The organism is Microbacterium koreense (genome assembly GCF_042677105.1).
GTDB lineage: Bacteria > Actinomycetota > Actinomycetes > Actinomycetales > Microbacteriaceae > Microbacterium > Microbacterium koreense.
In genome coordinates this window covers 2515905-2532034 of the sequence record NZ_JBHTIM010000001.1, presented here as the reverse complement: position 1 = coordinate 2532034, position 16130 = coordinate 2515905, and the positions used below count along the sequence as shown (strand labels likewise).

Genomic DNA, 16130 nt, shown 5'->3' with positions numbered 1-16130 from the left:
GCCCCGGGGTCTCCCGCGGCGTGCGAGGATACTTCGGTGCATCGCGTCGTCACCTCCGAACTGGACCTCGATATCGGGTCGCCCGTCGACCTCATCCTGCAGATCACCGCGGCCCAGCAGATGCCCGTCGTCGACGAGCGATTGACGCTCACCCAGGGTGATCGGGTGTACACCCCCACCGAGATCATCGACCAGTCGGGGAGCCGTCTGCACCGTGTGTCGGCCGAGCCCGGCCTTCTCGAGGTGCGCTACGACGCGACCATTGCCGGGCGCAACCCCACCACCCGCACGAGCGACCTCGAGGCCATCACCTACCTGCGTCCGAGTCGCTACTGCCAGTCGGACGAGGTGTTCCAACAAGCGCGCCGGCAGTTCAAGGGGCTCGCCGGCGAGGATCTCATCGGTGCCGTGTCGGAGTTCGTCGCCGCGAGCACGACCTACACGCCTGGATACAGCCACGGGACCGACAGCGCGGTCACAACGCTCATGACCGGCCAGGGAGTGTGCCGCGACTACGCGCACGCCGTCATCGCGTTGCTGCGAGCGATGGACATGCCCGCGCGCTATGCCGCGTGCTATGCGCCCGGGCTCGAGCCGATGGACTTCCACGCGGTCGCCGAGGCATACCATGACGGCGCGTGGTATGTCATCGACGCGACGAGACTGGCCAATCGAGCGTCGCTCGTGCGCATCGCGACGGGGAGGGATGCCGCGGACTGCGCGTTCCTCAGCTATCACGGCGGCAACGTCGGGCTGCAGCGGATGCGCGTCGACGCGTGGGCGATGACCGAGACCGTCTCGGACGACTTCGCCGAACTCGTCCAAATCGCTTGACGCCGCCCACGGACGCTCCACCGCGAGGTGACGCCGCGCCCCAACTAGACTGGTGCGGCTATGGATCCCGATGCCCTCTCCGCCGCCCTCGTCGCCGTCATCGCCCCCCTCGCCGAGGCTCGACGAGAGGGTGCCTCCGACGGATTGTCGGCGGCTGACTTCCCCCTCGATCGCCCCAAGAACCGTGACCACGGTGATTGGGCCTCCAACGCCGCGCTGAAGCTCGCGAAGTCGGTCGGGGTCAACCCGCGTGAGTTCGCAGCCGAGATCGCTGCGGGGCTGGAAGCGTTGGACGGCATCGCCAGCGTCGAGGTCGCCGGACCCGGCTTCATCAACATCCGCCTCGACGCCGCAACGGCGGGTTCGCTCGCGAAGACCATCGTCGACGCCGGCGCCGCGTTCGGGACGTCCGACGTGTTGGCCGGCGAAGTCATCAACCTCGAGTTCGTCTCCGCCAACCCGACGGGACCGATCCACCTGGGCGGAACGCGATGGGCGGCCGTCGGTGACTCGCTCGCGCGCATTCTCTCTTCGCAGGGCGCGAAGGTCACGCGTGAGTACTACTTCAACGACCACGGTGCGCAGATCGACCGATTCGCGCGCAGTCTCGCCGCGGCGTGGGCGGGCGAGCCGGCGCCCGAAGACGGCTATGGCGGCGCCTACATCGGCGACATCGCACGACGGGTGGCGCTCGCCTACGACGGGGATCTCGCCGCGCTCGACCCCGACACGCGCCAGGAGGTCTTCCGCGAGCGCGGCGTGGGCTTCATGTTCGACGAGATCAAGCGGAGCCTGCACGACTTCGGTGTCGACTTCGACGTGTACTTCCATGAGAACGAGCTGCACGAATCCGGTGCGGTCGCGCGCGCCGTGGAGCGGCTGCGCGAGCTCGGACGGATCTACGAGTCGGAGGGCGCGACGTGGCTGCGGACGACGGATTTCGGTGACGACAAAGACCGCGTCGTCATCAAGTCCGACGGCAAGCCCGCCTACATTTCGGGGGACCTCGCGTACTACCTCGACAAGCGAGAGCGCGGCTTCACCCGCTGCATCATCATGCTCGGCGCCGATCACCACGGATATGTCCAGCGGCTCATGGCGATGTGCGCCGCGTTCGGTGACGAGCCGTATGTGAATCTCCAGATTCTCATCGGTCAGATGGTCAATCTCGTCAAGGACGGCCAGCCGGTGCGCATGTCCAAGCGCGCAGGAACCGTCGTCACGATGGAAGACCTCGTCGACATCGTCGGTGCCGACGCCGCCCGCTACGCGCTGACCCGCAGTTCGACCGACTCGAACCTGGACGTCGATCTCGATGTGCTGCAGAAACGCACCAACGACAATCCGGTCTTCTATGTGCAGTACGCCCACGCTCGCACCCACAATGTCGCGCGCAACGCCGTGGCATCCGGTGTCGACCGCTCGGTGTTCGCACCCGAGGCGCTCACGCACGAGACCGAGTCCGCGCTGTTGGGCGCGCTCCAGGAGTTTCCGCGCGTGGTGGCGTACTCCGCCGAGGTGCACGAGCCGCACCGGATCGCCCGCGCGCTCGAAGAGTTGGCGGGCCTTTACCACCGCTGGTACGACAACTGCCGCGTGATCCCACTCGGCGATCAGCCCGTCGAGGATGTGCACCGCACCCGTCTGTGGCTCAACGACGCCACCGGTCAGGTGCTCCGCAACGGCCTGACGCTGTTGGGCGTGTCGGCTCCGGAACGGATGTGACGATGAGCGCGGGCGAGGCGGGCGCGACGACACCTCGACGCCGTGTGTGGCCGTGGGTCGTGTCTTTCGCGATCGTCGCCGCGCTGGTCGTCGGCGCCTGGTTCGCCGGTGAGGCGATCGCGCGGGACGTCGTCGTCGGCACGGTCCGCGAAGAGGTGCGGACCAACCTCGCTCTGCCCGCCGATCAGCAGATCGACGTCGAGGTCCCGGGCCTGATCATTCCGCAGTTGCTCGGCGGACGACTCGACGAGGTGCGCATCGCGGCCGATGACGTGCCGGTCGACCAGGTCATCGCCGACATCGTCGTCGACGCGAAGGACGTGCCCCTGGGAGGCGGGGACGTCCGTGACGCGCGTGCGACCGTGCGTATCGACGAGGAGCAGCTGCCGAACCTGTTGCAGGGTGTCGAAGGGTTCCCGGTCGACGAGATCGGGATCGACGCGCCGGACATCACCGCGCAGACCGAGCTGTCGGTGTTCGGTCTCGGTGTGCCGATCGCGCTCTCTCTCACCCCGACGGTCGAGGACGGGATGCTGGTGCTGAGCCCGGCGTCGATCGAGGTGGCGGGCGCCGAGGTCACCGCTGATGCGGTTCGCCGTCAGTTCGGTGTGGTCGCCGAGGCCGTTCTGCGCGACTGGCCGGTGTGCGTGGCGCAGTACTTGCCCGCCGGTCTGACTCTCGTCGGCGTCGGCGTCGACGTGACGGAGTCCGCCGTTGTGGCGACGTTCGACATCGCGGACACGATGCTCTCGGACGCGAGCCTGCGCGAGCGCGGTTCGTGCTGAGCGGCCCCGCGCGGGGCGAAGGGACGCGGTGCCCTAGACTTTGAGCACTGCGTGGCGGCGCCACATCCCCGCGGCTCGCAGCGTGCCGCGGGTGATCCCTGAGGCCTGGCCGCCCGCGTCTGCCGAAGCCCCTCACGATTGGTTCCCCGTGTCCGTCGCCCAGACCGCCGCTCCCGCGTGGCTTGCCGTGCCCGACGACGCCAACGCCCTCCCCGACGCTGTGTGGCCGGCCGGTGCCGACCGTGACGCCGAGGGTGCGATCCGTCTCGGAGGGGTCTCGACACGAGCGCTCGCCGCTGAATTCGGTACACCGCTCTATGTGATCGACGAGGAGGCAGCACGCGAAGCCGCGCGGATGACGCTCGCCGCGTTCCGGGATGCCGCCACACGTCACGGTACGGATGCGCAGGTCTACTACGCGGGCAAGGCCTTCCTTTCGGCGGATGTCGTCCGCTGGATGCTCGCCGAGGGTCTGCGGGTCGATGTGTGCACGGGCGGGGAGCTGGCGGTCGCGCTCGGGGCGGGAGCCGACCCGTCTCTGCTCGGATTCCACGGCAACAACAAGTCGATGATCGAACTCGCCGCCGCCGTCGATGCAGGCATCGGTTCGATCGTGATCGACAGTTTCGACGAGATCGAACGGCTCGGTGCCGTCCTCGATGGGCGGGGGGTCGCGCAGCGCGTGCTCATCCGCGTCAACAGTGGGGTCCACGCCGAGACGCATGATTTTCTCGCGACGGCTCATGAAGATCAGAAGTTCGGCTTCACGATCGCGGATGCCCCGGCCGCCGCCGCGCGGATTCGCGAGATCGCGGGCCTCGAACTGGTGGGTCTGCACGGCCACATCGGTTCCCAGATCTTCGGCACCTCCGGTTTCGAGGAGTCCGCCACGCGGCTGGTCGCGCTGCTGCACGAGATCGGCGGACTCACGACCCTCAACCTCGGTGGCGGCTTCGGCATCGCCTACACGTCCGCCGATGACCCGTCGCCGATCGCCGATCTCGCCGACGGGATCGTCGCGGCGGTCGCGCGGGCGTGTGGTGGCCTCGGTATCCCTCTTCCGATGCTGGCTTTCGAACCGGGCCGCGTCATCATCGGGCGGGCCGGCGTCACGCTCTACGAGGTCGGGACGATCAAGCCGGTGTCGCTCGATGACGGTGCGTCGCGGCTGTATGTCAGCGTCGACGGGGGGATGAGCGACAACGCCCGCACGGCGCTGTACGGAGCCCAGTATTCGGCGAGGATCGCCTCGCGCGCCAGCGAGGCGCGACCGCAACTTTCGCGCGTGGTGGGACGCCACTGCGAGTCCGGCGACATCGTGGTCGATCACGAGTACCTGCCGGCCGATGTCGCCGCGGGTGACGTGCTCGCGGTGCCCGCCACGGGGGCGTACTGTTTCGCGCTCGCGAGCAACTACAACTACGTCCCCCGCCCGCCGGTCGTGGCGGTACGCGGGGGAGAAGCACGTGTCATCGTGCGCGGCGAGTCGATCGACGACTTGCTGGCGCGCGACGTGGGCCTCGCTGCCCGCTCGATCGAAGGGAACGCATGACCGACTACCGCCGCCTTCGCGTCGCACTCTTGGGTGCAGGATCCGTGGGATCGCAGGTTGCCGACCTGTTGCTCCGTCACGGTGACGAGCTCGCCGATCGCGCGGGCGCGTCGCTCGAGCTGGCGGGTATCGCCGTCCGCGATGTCGATGCCTCCCGTGACGTGGATCTTCCCCGCGAGCTGTTCACGACGGATGCCGAAACGCTGATCGTCGGCTCGGATATCGTGATCGAGCTCATGGGCGGTCTCGAACCGGCGCAAACGTACCTGCTCCAGGCGATCAACTCCGGGGCCGATGTCGTGACGGCCAACAAGGCACTTCTGGCGACACACGGTCCCGAGATCTTCGATGCAGCCGACCAGGTCGGCGCATCCGTCTATTACGAAGCAGCCGCCGCCGGCGCGATTCCGATCATCCGTCCGCTGCGCGATTCCCTCGCAGGGGACCGCGTTCAGCGCATCATGGGTATCGTCAACGGCACGACGAACTACATCCTCGACCGGATGGACGCCGAGGGCGCCGAATTCGCCGACGTTCTCGCCGACGCGCAGGCCCTCGGGTATGCCGAAGCCGACCCGACGGCCGATGTCGAAGGTTACGACGCCGCGCAGAAGGCGGCGATCCTCGCGAGCCTGGCGTTCCACACCTCGGTGCCGCTGGATGCGGTGCACCGTGAGGGCATCACGCACATCGACAAGGCGATGATGGATGCCGCGCGCCACGCCGGCTTCGTCATCAAGCTCCTCGCCGTGTGTGAGCGCCTCGCCGACGCCGACACCGCGGGTGAGTCGATCTCTGTGCGGGTGTACCCCGCGCTCGTTCCCCGCGAGCATCCCCTGGCGAGCGTCCACGGCGCCAACAACGCCGTCTTCGTGCAGGCGGAGGCCGCCGGGGACCTCATGTTCTATGGCGCGGGCGCCGGGGGCGTGCAAACCGCATCCGCCGTCCTCGGTGATGTGGTCTCGGCGGCGCGGCGCCACATCGCCGGCGGCGTGGGGGTGGGGGAATCCACGCGCGCGAACCTCCCGGTCGTTCCGATCGGACACGTCGTGACGCGGTATCAGGTCACCCTCGAGGTGTCGGACCTCCCCGGCGTGCTGGCGACGGTCGCGGGCATCCTCAGCGACGGCAAGGTGTCGATCGCCACGGTCGAGCAGACTGTCTCGGAAGACCTCTCGACGGCGCCTGCCGTGCCGGGTGAGCGGGACGAGACATCCACCCCCGTGGCCCATCTCGTGATCGGGACCCATCGGGCCCGCGAGCAGGATCTCAGCGAAACGGTCGAGCGGCTGGCGGCGAGTGACGTCGTCGAGCGCGTGGTATCGGTGCTGCGAGTAGAAGGAGACTGACTGATGGCACATGTCTGGCGCGGAGTGCTCCGCGAGTATGCCGACCGACTGGGCGTGACCGACGCCTCGACGATCGTGACGCTGGGCGAGGGCGGGACGCCCTTGCTCCCGGCCCCCGCACTGTCACACCTGACCGGCGCCGATGTCTGGGTCAAGTACGAAGGGATGAACCCGACGGGTTCGTTCAAGGACCGCGGTATGACCGTGGCGCTCTCGCGGGCGGTCGAGCACGGCGCGAAAGCGGTCATCTGCGCCTCGACCGGCAACACGTCAGCCTCCGCAGCGGCGTACGCCGCGCACGCGGGGATCACCGCGGCCGTCCTCGTTCCCGAGGGACGCATCGCGATGGGAAAGCTCTCGCAGGCCGTCGCGCACAACGGTCGACTGATCCAGATCCGCGGAAACTTCGACGACTGCCTCGAGATCGCCCGCGAGCTCGCCGACAACTATCCGGTGCACCTCGTCAACTCGGTCAATCCCGACCGCATCGAGGGGCAGAAGACCGCGGCGTATGAGATCGTCGAGCAGCTGGGTGACGCCCCCGACTTCCACTTCATCCCGGTCGGCAATGCGGGCAACTACACGGCCTACTCGCGTGGGTACCGCGAGGAGGCCGCCCGTGGTGTCTCGACTCGCGTTCCGCGCATGTTCGGATTCCAGGCCGAGGGCTCGGCCCCGCTCGTACGCGGAGAGGTCGTGAAGAACCCCGAGACCGTCGCGTCCGCGATCCGGATCGGCAACCCCGCGTCGTGGGAGCTTGCCCTGGAAGCCCGTGACGCCACCGACGGCTGGTTCGGCGCCATCGACGACGCTCGGATCCTCGCGGCACAGAAGGTGCTCGCCGGTGAGGTCGGCATCTTCGTCGAGCCGGCGTCGGCGATCAGTGTGGCGGGTCTGCTCGACCGCGCCGAGGCCGGTGTCATCCCCACCGGGTCGCGCGTCGTGCTGACGGTGACCGGGCATGGCCTCAAAGACCCGCAGTGGGCCCTGCGCAACGCCGACGGCACGGATGTCACCCCCACCGTCGTCGACGCGGAGACCTCCGACGTCGCCTCGGTGCTCGATCTCGCACCCGCCGAGGGCGCGGCGTGACCACCTCGGACCCGGGCGTGCCCGCGGTCCGGGAGCGATCACGCGCGCACGAGGTCGCGCCCGGGCGGTCGGTCGTCGTCCGCGTCCCCGCGACGAGCGCCAACCTCGGCCCGGGATTCGACACGCTCGGGCTCGCGCTGAGCGTGTACGACGAGATCGTCGTCACCTCGCTGCCGGTGGGTGAGCTCGAGATCGAGGTGGAGGGCGAGGGGGCGCAGTTCGTGCCCCGTGACGGATCGAACCTCATCGTCCGAACGATCGCCTACGCCTTCGAGGCCCTGGGACGGCGGATGCCGGGGCTGCGCATCGCCGCGCGCAACGTGATCCCCCATGGCCGCGGCATGGGTTCATCGGGTGCCGCCGTCGTTTCGGGGCTGCTCGCGGCCAAGGGGCTCCTGGAGGGAATCGTCGACGTCGGCGACGAGACGCTGCTGCGCCTGGCCACCGAACTCGAAGGACACCCCGACAACGTCGCTCCCGCACTGTTCGGCGGCCTCACGATCGCCTGGATGGATGAAGACGGCCCCGAGCACAAGAAGCTCATCGTGCACCGGGGTGTCGCGCCGCTCGTTCTGGTCCCTGAGTTCACGATGTCCACCGAGGTGGCCCGCAGCCTTCAGCCGCTGCAGGTCCCGCGCGAGGATGCGATCTTCAATGTGTCACGGTCGGCGTTGCTGATCGCGGCGCTCATGCAGAGCCCCGAACTGCTCCATGCCGCGACCGCCGACAAGCTCCACCAGAACTACCGCGCCCAGGCCATGCCCGAGACCGACCGTCTCGTGCGCGCCCTGCGCGATGCGGGGTTCGCGGCGGTGGTGTCGGGCGCCGGACCCAGCGTGCTCGTGCTCGCCGACGGCCCGGGGCAGCGGCTGGAGGCGGCGGCGATCGCCGAGTCCGTGTGCGACACCCCGTGGGAAGCCCTCATGCTCGCCGTCGACGTCAAGGGTGGTACAGTGAGGGAGTACGCGGAGGGTTCCACGTGAGTCGTGAATCTGGCCTCCGTCGCAATTCTGCGAAGCAACCGCACGCCTTCTGTGTGTGAATTCTGAGCGTGACCCACGAGGTTCCGTCAGGGACAACATCGGCCCCGCCTGATCCACGCACACGGCGACTGCCTTCGGCTGTGTGGTCGCGCACATTCATCTGTATGACGAGGGAGAACTCGTGGAGTCCATCTCCGAGATCGACACTGCCACCACGCCCGCCGAGCGCACGGACGCGCCTGCGCAGGCTCCGACCAGCGACGCTCCGGCATCCGACCACACCCCGGTAGGCGACGCGCAAGACGCCGCGCCCGCCACGAAGACGACCAAGCCGCGCACGAGCCGTGCCCGTGCAACGGCCAAGAACGCAGACGCTCCGGCCGACGCGTCGGGCTCCGAAGCAGCCGCCGCGGACGGCGAGGCTCCTGCCAAGCCGGCTCGAAAGCGCGCGCCGCGACGGGCCAAGAGCGACCCGGCCGCTGAGGCCGCGAGCGAGGCCACGGCATCTGCCGATTCCGGCACCGAGTCGTCATCCTCCGAGGCCGCCCCGGCCGCCGAGGCGAAGGCTCCGCGCTCGGCGTCGAGGAAGAAGGCTGCGGCGTCCGACGAGAAGCCGGCCGCCGATGCCTCGGCCCCCGGTGACGTCGATCAGAAGGACTCGAACGGCGGCTCCGACAAGAAGGACGCTACCGACAAGACGGACGCGAACGCCGCAAGCGGGTCATCCGACAAGGCCCAGAGCGATAAGCAGCAGGCCGAGAACTCCCGGGGCGAGAAGTCGCAGGGCGACGCGCAGCAGGGCGACAACGGCGACGGGTCGTCGGAGTCCGGCGAAGGCTCCGGCCGCAGCCGCAACCGCAACCGCAACCGTAGCCGCAACCGCAACGGCCAAAACGGCCAGAACGCCCAGGGCGGGCAGCAGGCGGGCACATCCGACGGCGATGACGATGGCTCCAACGGCAACGGCCGAAACCGTCAGCGCAACAAGCGGCGTGGACAGAGCGGCGGCCAGGGAGACGAGTTCGAGACCGAGATCGGCGAGGACGATGTCCTGATCCCGATCGCCGGCATCCTCGACGTGCTCGACAACTACGCCTTCGTGCGCACCACGGGATACCTCCCCGGACCGAGCGACGTCTACGTCTCGCTCGGCCAGGTCAAGAAGTACAACCTCCGCAAGGGTGACGCGGTCGTCGGCGCGATCAAGCAGCCCCGCGAGGGCGAGCAGTCCAGCCGCCAGAAGTACAACGCGCTCGTCAAGGTCGACTCGGTCAACGGGCTGTCGGCCGACGATGCTGCCACCCGCGTCGAGTTCGGCAAGCTCACACCGCTGTATCCGCAGGACCGTCTGCGTCTCGAGACGGCGAGCGAGAAGCTCACGCAGCGCATCATCGACCTCGTCGCACCCATCGGCAAGGGGCAGCGCGGGCTCATCGTCGCGCCGCCCAAGGCCGGCAAGACGATCGTGCTGCAGCAGATCGCCAACGCGATCGCGATCAACAACCCCGAAGTGCACCTGATGGTCGTGCTCGTCGACGAGCGCCCTGAAGAGGTCACCGACATGGAGCGCACCGTCAAGGGCGAGGTCATCGCCTCGACGTTCGACCGTCCGGCCGAAGACCACACCACCGTCGCCGAGCTGGCGATCGAGCGTGCGAAGCGCCTGGTCGAGCTCGGACGCGACGTCGTCGTGCTCCTCGACTCGATCACACGCCTCGGCCGTGCGTACAACATCTCGGCGCCGACCTCGGGTCGCGTGCTGTCCGGTGGTGTCGACGCGGCTGCGCTGTACCCGCCGAAGCGGTTCTTCGGGGCTGCCCGCAACATCGAGAACGGCGGATCGCTCACGATCCTCGCAACCGCCCTCGTCGAGACGGGCTCCAAGATGGATGAGGTCATCTTCGAGGAGTTCAAGGGCACCGGCAACAGCGAACTGCGCCTGTCTCGTCAACTCGCCGACAAGCGCATCTTCCCCGCAGTCGACGTCAACGCGTCGTCGACGCGGCGCGAAGAGATGCTGCTGTCCTCGGACGAGGTCAAGATCACGTGGAAGCTGCGTCGTGCCCTCGCCGGGCTCGACCCGCAGCAGGCGCTCGAGGTCGTGCTCGGCAAGCTCAAGGAGACGCAGACCAACGTCGAGTTCCTCGTGCAGATGCAGAAGTCGATTCCGGCTCCGACCAGCGGCAGCGGTCACGACAACAGCATCCGCTGACCGCCGATGTTCGAGTCGGTCACGGCGCTGATCGAAGAGCACCGCGCTGTTCAGGAGGAGCTCTCCGACCCTGCCGTGCACGCCGATCCGGCCCGCGCGAAGCGGGTCAATCGGCGGTACGCCGAGCTGTCGCGCATCGTGCGAGCCCATGAGGACTGGGTCTCGGCATCCGATGATCTCGAAGCCGCTCGCGAACTCGCGCGCGAAGACGAGACCTTCGCCGACGAGATCCCGACGCTCGAGCAGCAGGTGAGCGAATCACAAGAACGTCTACGGCGGCTACTGATTCCGAGAGACCCCGATGACGCCCGTGATGTGATCATGGAGATCAAGCAGGGCGAAGGCGGTGCCGAGTCCGCGCTCTTCGCCGCCGACCTGCTACGCATGTACATGCAGTACGCGGCATCCAAGGGGTGGAAGACCGAGCTGCTCGAGCGCAACGAGTCCGACCTCGGCGGCTACAAAGATGTGCAGGTGGCCATCAAGGGCTCATCCAGTGACCCGGCACACGGCGTGTGGGCGCACCTCAAGTACGAGGGCGGCGTGCACCGCGTCCAGCGTGTGCCCGCGACGGAGTCCCAGGGGCGGATCCACACCTCGACGACCGGTGTGCTGGTCTTCCCCGAGGTCGATGAGCCCGAAGAGATCCACATCGATCAGAACGACCTGAAGATCGACGTGTATCGCTCTTCGGGGCCGGGCGGTCAGTCGGTGAACACGACCGACTCAGCGGTGCGCATCACCCACGTGCCGACGGGGATCGTCGTGTCGATGCAGAACGAGAAGTCGCAGCTGCAGAACCGCGAGGCCGGGATGCGCGTCCTGCGTGCTCGCCTGCTTGCAAAGCAGCAGGAAGAACTGGATGCCGCGGCTTCCGATGCGCGCCGTTCGCAGATCCGGGGCATGGACCGGTCCGAGCGCATCCGCACCTACAACTTCCCCGAGAACCGCATCGCCGATCACCGCACGGGATACAAGGCTTACAACCTCGATCAGGTGATGGACGGGGCCCTGACTCCGCTCATCGAATCGGCCATCACCGCCGACGAGGAGGCGCGCCTCGCCGCCCTCGCCGCCGACGGCTGACACGCGCCCGTCGGCCTCCGCCTGACCCGCGCGACCGCGACCGCGACTGCTCCCACCCGCGCCACGCCACCCGCCTGCCCGACCGCCCCGTCTCACGGGCGTGCCCGCCACCGTCTCACGCGCGTGCCTTCCGCCGTCTCACGCGCGTGCCCGCCCCCGTCCGGCGCGCGCCCCCACCCGCCCCACGCCACCCGCGCCTCGCCGACCCGGGGAACCACCTCGGCTTCACTGGTCGCGAATGTACGGCGACACCCGCCCCGCGCGTACGTTCGGGTCCACTGAACGGCGGCTTTGGCCGGGACCTCCCGCATCCGGGTTCGGTGGACGCTCATGCACGGTGACACCCGCCCCGCGCGTACGTTCGGGTCCACTGAACGGCGGCTTTGGCCGGGACCTCCCGCATCCGGGTTCGGTGGACGCTCATGTACGGCGCGAGGCCGAAGCGGCGTACGTTTGCGACCAGCGAAGCGTGCCTGTGGATGGATCGGAGGCCGGTCGCAACCGTGATGCGACCATGTCCGCGTGTACATCTCCGAACACGGTGTCTTCCGCGTGGACGATGCTTGCCGCAGTGGGATGCCGCGACGACTGATCGACGCGGACGCCTGGGATCGCCCGTTCCATGGTCTTCGGGCACTCCGCGAGCCAGCGGTGAGCGCGCCGATGCATCCGATGGAGGAGCGTCGCACCCGTCTTGTGCGTGCCGCGCATCACTACAGTGCGCGCATCACCCACGCCGAGTTCTTCTCACACGTGACGGCCGCGGCCCTGTGGGGGCTGCCGATAGCGGTCGTCGACCAGCGGATCGATGTCTCGGTCCTCGCGCCGAGAAGGGGGCCGCGCGCGCGTGGCGTGCGCGGCCATCAGCTTTCTCCCAAGCAAGTGGCGGTCACGACTCACCCCGAGATCGGTGCCGCAGTGACGACACCCGCAAGTACGTGGGCGCAGATCGGCGGTGTCGTACGGCATCCCTACGACCTCACCGCGCTCGCTGATGCGATCATCCGCACTCCCCGCATCCCCGGACCGCGCGGACGTGTGCTCGCTTCGCCACTGGCGTCGATCGACGAGCTCATGGACGAACTCGACAGCGGCCGCCGGGTCGGAATCGACGTGCTTCGTTCCTCGCTGCACGCGGCGCGGGTGGGCTCGTCGTCGCGGATGGAGACCTGGACGCGACTCACGATCATCGACGGCGGCCTGCCGGAGCCGGTGTTAGACCACGACGTATACGACGATCGAGGCGTCTTCATCGGATGCGTCGACCTCGCCTACCCGGACGCGAAAGTGGCGATCGAGTACGAGGGCGATCATCATCGGACGAGTCCCGCGCAGTGGAATCGCGATATCGAGAAGCACGACGCGTTGGTTCGGGCCGGCTGGCGGGTCATTCGCGTCACACGTGAACACGTGGTCTCCCGGCCTGGCGTGTTGTGCGCCCGGGTGCGCGAAGCCCTGCGGGCTGCCTGACCGAGAGCCGCTTCTCTCCTGCCCCGAAGAGCATCGCCTGAGCGCGCCGTGACGACCCGCGCGCTGGTGACTTGGGGATCGGTGGACGTGAATGTACGCGGGGGAGCCTGTGGGGCGTACATCTGCGACCACTGAGCCTCGCGTGATCGCGGGAGCGGAGTGGTCTGGGTGAGCCGCGGGCGCCACGCCGTTCGGTGGGCGCGAACGTACGCAACGAGCCAGTGGGATGTACATCTACGACCACTGAACAAGGACGCGCCGCCGCGGTTGGAGACGCGTCCACGACGCGCTGGTTCGGTGGACGCGAGAGTACGCGGCGCGGCGTTCAGCGCGTACATTCGCGACCACTGAACGTCAGTACGTCCACAGGGCGGGGCACCCGCCAGCGACCACCGGGTGGGCCAACCGCCAGCGACCGCCGGGCGGGCACGCGCCAGCGTCCACCGGCCGGGGCGCCCACCTCCGATCACCGGGCGGGGCACCCGCCAGCGACCACCGACCGACGACTTCGGCCGCGCCGGCGGGTCTAGATCGAGTACTCGGGCGCGGTGAGGACGGCCCGGGTGTCTTCGCCCTCGCGACGCTGTCGGGGCTTCGCGGGCACACCGACGAGCACGCTGTCGGCGGGGGCGTCCTTCGTCACGACCGCGTTGGCGCCGACCATTGTCCGAGCGCCGACGACGACCGGGCCGAGGATCTTCGCCCCGGCACCCACGGCCACGCCGTCGCACAACGTGGGGTGACGCTTGCCGCCCTCCCGCTGGCGGCCGCCGAGAGTGACTCCGTGGTAAAGCATGACGTCGTCGCCGATTTCGGCGGTTTCGCCGATGACGACTCCCATGCCGTGATCGATGAAGAAGCGTCGCCCGATCACGGCGGCGGGGTGAATCTCGATACCGGTGAGCCAGCGCGTCATCTGCGAGCCGGCACGTGCGAGGAGCCGAAAGCCGCGCCGCCACAGCGCGTGCCACACGCGGTGGCCCCAGATCGCGTGTAAGCCCGGGTAGAGCAGGGCGATCTCGACGCCGCCGCGCGCGGCGGGGTCACGCAGTTTGGCGGCGGCGAGGTCCTCGCGGATGCGTCGCCAGAAGCTCATCAGTCCTCGCGCAGGTCTTCGTAGAGCGCGGTGGAGAGGTACCGTTCACCGAACGACGGGATGATCACCACGATGTTCTTGCCCGCGGCCTCGGGTCGGCGGGCGACCTCGAGCGCCGCCCAGATTGCGGCACCGCTGGACATTCCGACGAGGATCCCGTCCTTGGCCGCCGTCTCGCGCGCGACGCGGATGGCGTCATCGAACTGGACGTCGATGACCTCGTCGATCACGTCGCGGTCGAGTACCGCGGGAACGAAGTTCGGACCGATCCCCTGGATCTTGTGCGGACCAGGGTGGCCCTCGGTGAGCAGGGGCGAGTCAGCCGGCTCGACGGCAATGACCTTCGCGTCCGGGACGCGTTCCTTGAGGACCTGGCCGACGCCGGTGATCGTGCCGGCGGTGCCGATGCCGGCGACGAAGTAGTCGACCTTGCCGTCGGTGTCGCGCAGGATCTCTTCCGCGGTCGTCTTGCGGTGGATCGCCGGGTTCGCCTCGTTCTCGAACTGGCGGGTGAGCACCGCGCCGGGGGTCTCTTCGACGATGCGTTCCGCTTCGGCGACGGCACCGGCCATGCCCTTGGTGGGGTCGGTGAGGACGAGCTCGGCACCGAACGCCTTGAGCAGTGTGCGTCGCTCCTTCGACATCGACGCCGGCATGGTGAGGATGACGCGGTAGCCGCGGGCGGCGCCCACCATCGCCAGGGCGATGCCGGTGTTGCCGCTGGTCGCTTCGACGAGGGTCCCGCCGGCGGGCAGGTCACCCGATGCTTCTGCAGCGTCGACGATCGCGATGCCCAAACGGTCCTTGACGCTGCCGGCGGGGTTGTAGAACTCGAGCTTGGCGAGGATGTTGCCGTCGACGCCCTCCGCGACCCGGTTGAGCCGGACCAGAGGGGTGTCGCCGAACGCAGAGGTGATGTCGGGGTGGATGCCGGACATTGGGGATGCCTTTCGCAGCGGGATCGGGGCCGCCTACCAGCGTAGGTGTCCTGACGGATGCCGGGGCCAATATGACGACGCGATTAGGCTGGGCATCGCTCATGACAACTCCCGCGCCCCCCGCACCCGTGGACGCCGTGCTTCGCCGCGCCGTCGACGTTCTGACGCGCGCCGGAATCGGCGATCCCACGGTGGATGCGGAACTTCTCGTCGCGCACGTCTTGGGCTCGACGCGGGGTTCCGTCCAAGCCGCGGCTTTCCGGGGCGACACCGTTCCCGCGGATGCGGTGGCGCACATCGATGACCTCGTCGCCCGCCGCGCGACGAGGGAGCCGTTGCAGCACTTGACCGGGGTCGCGCCGTTCCGGCATCTCGAGCTTCGCGTCGGGCCCGGGGTCTTCGTGCCCCGCCCCGAGACGGAGATCGTCGCGCAGTTGGCCATCGACGCGCTGCGGGCCGCCGCATCCGAGTCTCCGATCGCCGTGGACCTCGGAACCGGAAGCGGTGCGATCGCCCTGGCCATGGCCACGGAGGTGCCGCACGCGCGGGTTCACGCGGCGGAGAACTCCGTCGACGCGTTCGTGTGGACGAAAGAGAACTTTGCCACGGTCGGCGCCGACAACGCCCGCCTGGCCTTCATCGACCTCGAGCAGGCGTTCCCCGATCTCGACGGAACGGTCTCGGTCATCGCGTCCAACCCTCCGTACGTTCCGGATGCCGCGATTCCTCGCGACCCGGAAGTGCGGTTCTACGACCCGCCCGCAGCGCTCTACGGGGGGCCAGACGGTCTTGACGTCGTGCGTGTGCTGAGCCGTGTCGGACTGCGACTTGCGCATCCGGGCGGGACGATCGTGATCGAGCACGGGGAGTGGCAGGGTGAGGAGATCCGCGAGATCCTGACCCGCGACGGGTGGCGCGCCGCCGCGACCCATCCCGACCTCACGATGCGCGACCGCGCGACCACCGCGTTGCACCCCTGAGCCGCCCGACCGTCAGCGATCGTCGAGG

13 protein-coding genes are annotated in these 16130 nt (G+C 68.7%); 11 read left to right on the top strand and 2 right to left on the bottom strand.

Annotation, left to right across the window (positions count from 1 at the left end; genetic code table 11):
• The first annotated feature begins 36 nt into the window (after nucleotides 1-36).
• The 10 genes from ACFQZV_RS11925 to ACFQZV_RS11880 all read left to right on the top strand — a co-directional run bounded on the left by ACFQZV_RS11925 (nucleotide 37) and on the right by ACFQZV_RS11880 (nucleotide 13088).
• Nucleotides 37-834, top strand: a complete 798-nt coding sequence (locus ACFQZV_RS11925) for a transglutaminase-like domain-containing protein (RefSeq protein WP_378753157.1) — start codon at nucleotides 37-39, stop codon at nucleotides 832-834.
• Nucleotides 835-894: 60 nt separating this feature from the next.
• Nucleotides 895-2559 (top strand): arginine--tRNA ligase, encoded by a 1665-nt coding sequence (argS, locus tag ACFQZV_RS11920; protein WP_378753159.1) that lies wholly within the window; start codon nucleotides 895-897, stop codon nucleotides 2557-2559.
• A 2-nt stretch (nucleotides 2560-2561) separates the two neighbouring features.
• Nucleotides 2562-3344, top strand: a complete 783-nt coding sequence (locus ACFQZV_RS11915; RefSeq protein ID WP_378753161.1) for an LmeA family phospholipid-binding protein — start codon at nucleotides 2562-2564, stop codon at nucleotides 3342-3344.
• A gap of 148 nt (nucleotides 3345-3492) precedes the next feature.
• Nucleotides 3493-4896, top strand: a complete 1404-nt coding sequence (gene lysA, locus ACFQZV_RS11910) for a diaminopimelate decarboxylase (RefSeq protein WP_378753163.1) — start codon at nucleotides 3493-3495, stop codon at nucleotides 4894-4896.
• The gene (locus tag ACFQZV_RS11905) at nucleotides 4893-6245 is read left to right on the top strand and encodes a homoserine dehydrogenase (protein WP_378753165.1); all 1353 of its coding nucleotides are present in this window, start codon (nucleotides 4893-4895) and stop codon (nucleotides 6243-6245) included. The genes lysA and ACFQZV_RS11905 overlap by 4 nt, the downstream gene beginning before the upstream one ends.
• Nucleotides 6246-6248: 3 nt before the next feature.
• A complete protein-coding gene (gene thrC / locus ACFQZV_RS11900; RefSeq protein ID WP_378753167.1) occupies nucleotides 6249-7337 on the top strand; it encodes a threonine synthase in 1089 nt (362 codons plus the stop codon).
• 17 nt (nucleotides 7338-7354) lie between these two features.
• Nucleotides 7355-8320, top strand: coding sequence for a homoserine kinase (gene thrB / locus ACFQZV_RS11895; protein WP_378753179.1), 966 nt, complete (start codon nucleotides 7355-7357; stop codon nucleotides 8318-8320).
• A gap of 181 nt (nucleotides 8321-8501) precedes the next feature.
• The gene (gene rho, locus ACFQZV_RS11890) at nucleotides 8502-10532 is read left to right on the top strand and encodes a transcription termination factor Rho (RefSeq protein ID WP_378753169.1); all 2031 of its coding nucleotides are present in this window, start codon (nucleotides 8502-8504) and stop codon (nucleotides 10530-10532) included.
• A gap of 6 nt (nucleotides 10533-10538) precedes the next feature.
• Nucleotides 10539-11618: a peptide chain release factor 1 gene (gene prfA / locus ACFQZV_RS11885; protein WP_378753171.1), complete on the top strand. Its 1080-nt coding sequence runs from the start codon at nucleotides 10539-10541 to the stop codon at nucleotides 11616-11618.
• 522 nt (nucleotides 11619-12140) lie between these two features.
• On the top strand, nucleotides 12141-13088 hold the full coding sequence (locus ACFQZV_RS11880; RefSeq protein WP_378754158.1) for a hypothetical protein: 948 nt from the start codon (nucleotides 12141-12143) through the stop codon (nucleotides 13086-13088).
• A 526-nt stretch (nucleotides 13089-13614) separates the two neighbouring features.
• Here the strand turns inward: ACFQZV_RS11880 and epsC are convergent.
• Together epsC and cysK are read right to left on the bottom strand one after the other, a co-directional pair.
• A complete protein-coding gene (gene epsC / locus ACFQZV_RS11875) occupies nucleotides 13615-14184 on the bottom strand; it encodes a serine O-acetyltransferase EpsC (protein ID WP_378754156.1) in 570 nt (189 codons plus the stop codon).
• Entirely contained in the window at nucleotides 14184-15122 is a 939-nt protein-coding gene (gene cysK / locus ACFQZV_RS11870) for a cysteine synthase A (protein ID WP_378754154.1), read from the bottom strand. The genes epsC and cysK overlap by 1 nt, the downstream gene beginning before the upstream one ends.
• Nucleotides 15123-15223: 101 nt before the next feature.
• Here cysK and prmC point away from each other — a divergent pair, with 101 nt between their 5' ends.
• On the top strand, nucleotides 15224-16102 hold the full coding sequence (gene prmC, locus ACFQZV_RS11865; protein ID WP_378754152.1) for a peptide chain release factor N(5)-glutamine methyltransferase: 879 nt from the start codon (nucleotides 15224-15226) through the stop codon (nucleotides 16100-16102).
• Nucleotides 16103-16130 lie beyond the last annotated feature (28 nt).

Bases quoted from the DNA above. Each gene is read 5' to 3' on its own strand.
- cysK (WP_378754154.1), bottom strand. From the start codon at position 15,122: ATGTCCGGCATCCACCCCGACATCACCTCTGCGTTCGGCGACACCCCT.
- ACFQZV_RS11905 (WP_378753165.1), top strand. From the start codon at position 4,893: ATGACCGACTACCGCCGCCTTCGCGTCGCACTCTTGGGTGCAGGATCC.
- argS (WP_378753159.1), top strand. From the start codon at position 895: ATGGATCCCGATGCCCTCTCCGCCGCCCTCGTCGCCGTCATCGCCCCC.
- epsC (WP_378754156.1), bottom strand. From the start codon at position 14,184: ATGAGCTTCTGGCGACGCATCCGCGAGGACCTCGCCGCCGCCAAACTG.
- prmC (WP_378754152.1), top strand. From the start codon at position 15,224: ATGACAACTCCCGCGCCCCCCGCACCCGTGGACGCCGTGCTTCGCCGC.
- thrC (WP_378753167.1), top strand. From the start codon at position 6,249: ATGGCACATGTCTGGCGCGGAGTGCTCCGCGAGTATGCCGACCGACTG.
- ACFQZV_RS11915 (WP_378753161.1), top strand. From the start codon at position 2,562: ATGAGCGCGGGCGAGGCGGGCGCGACGACACCTCGACGCCGTGTGTGG.
- prfA (WP_378753171.1), top strand. From the start codon at position 10,539: ATGTTCGAGTCGGTCACGGCGCTGATCGAAGAGCACCGCGCTGTTCAG.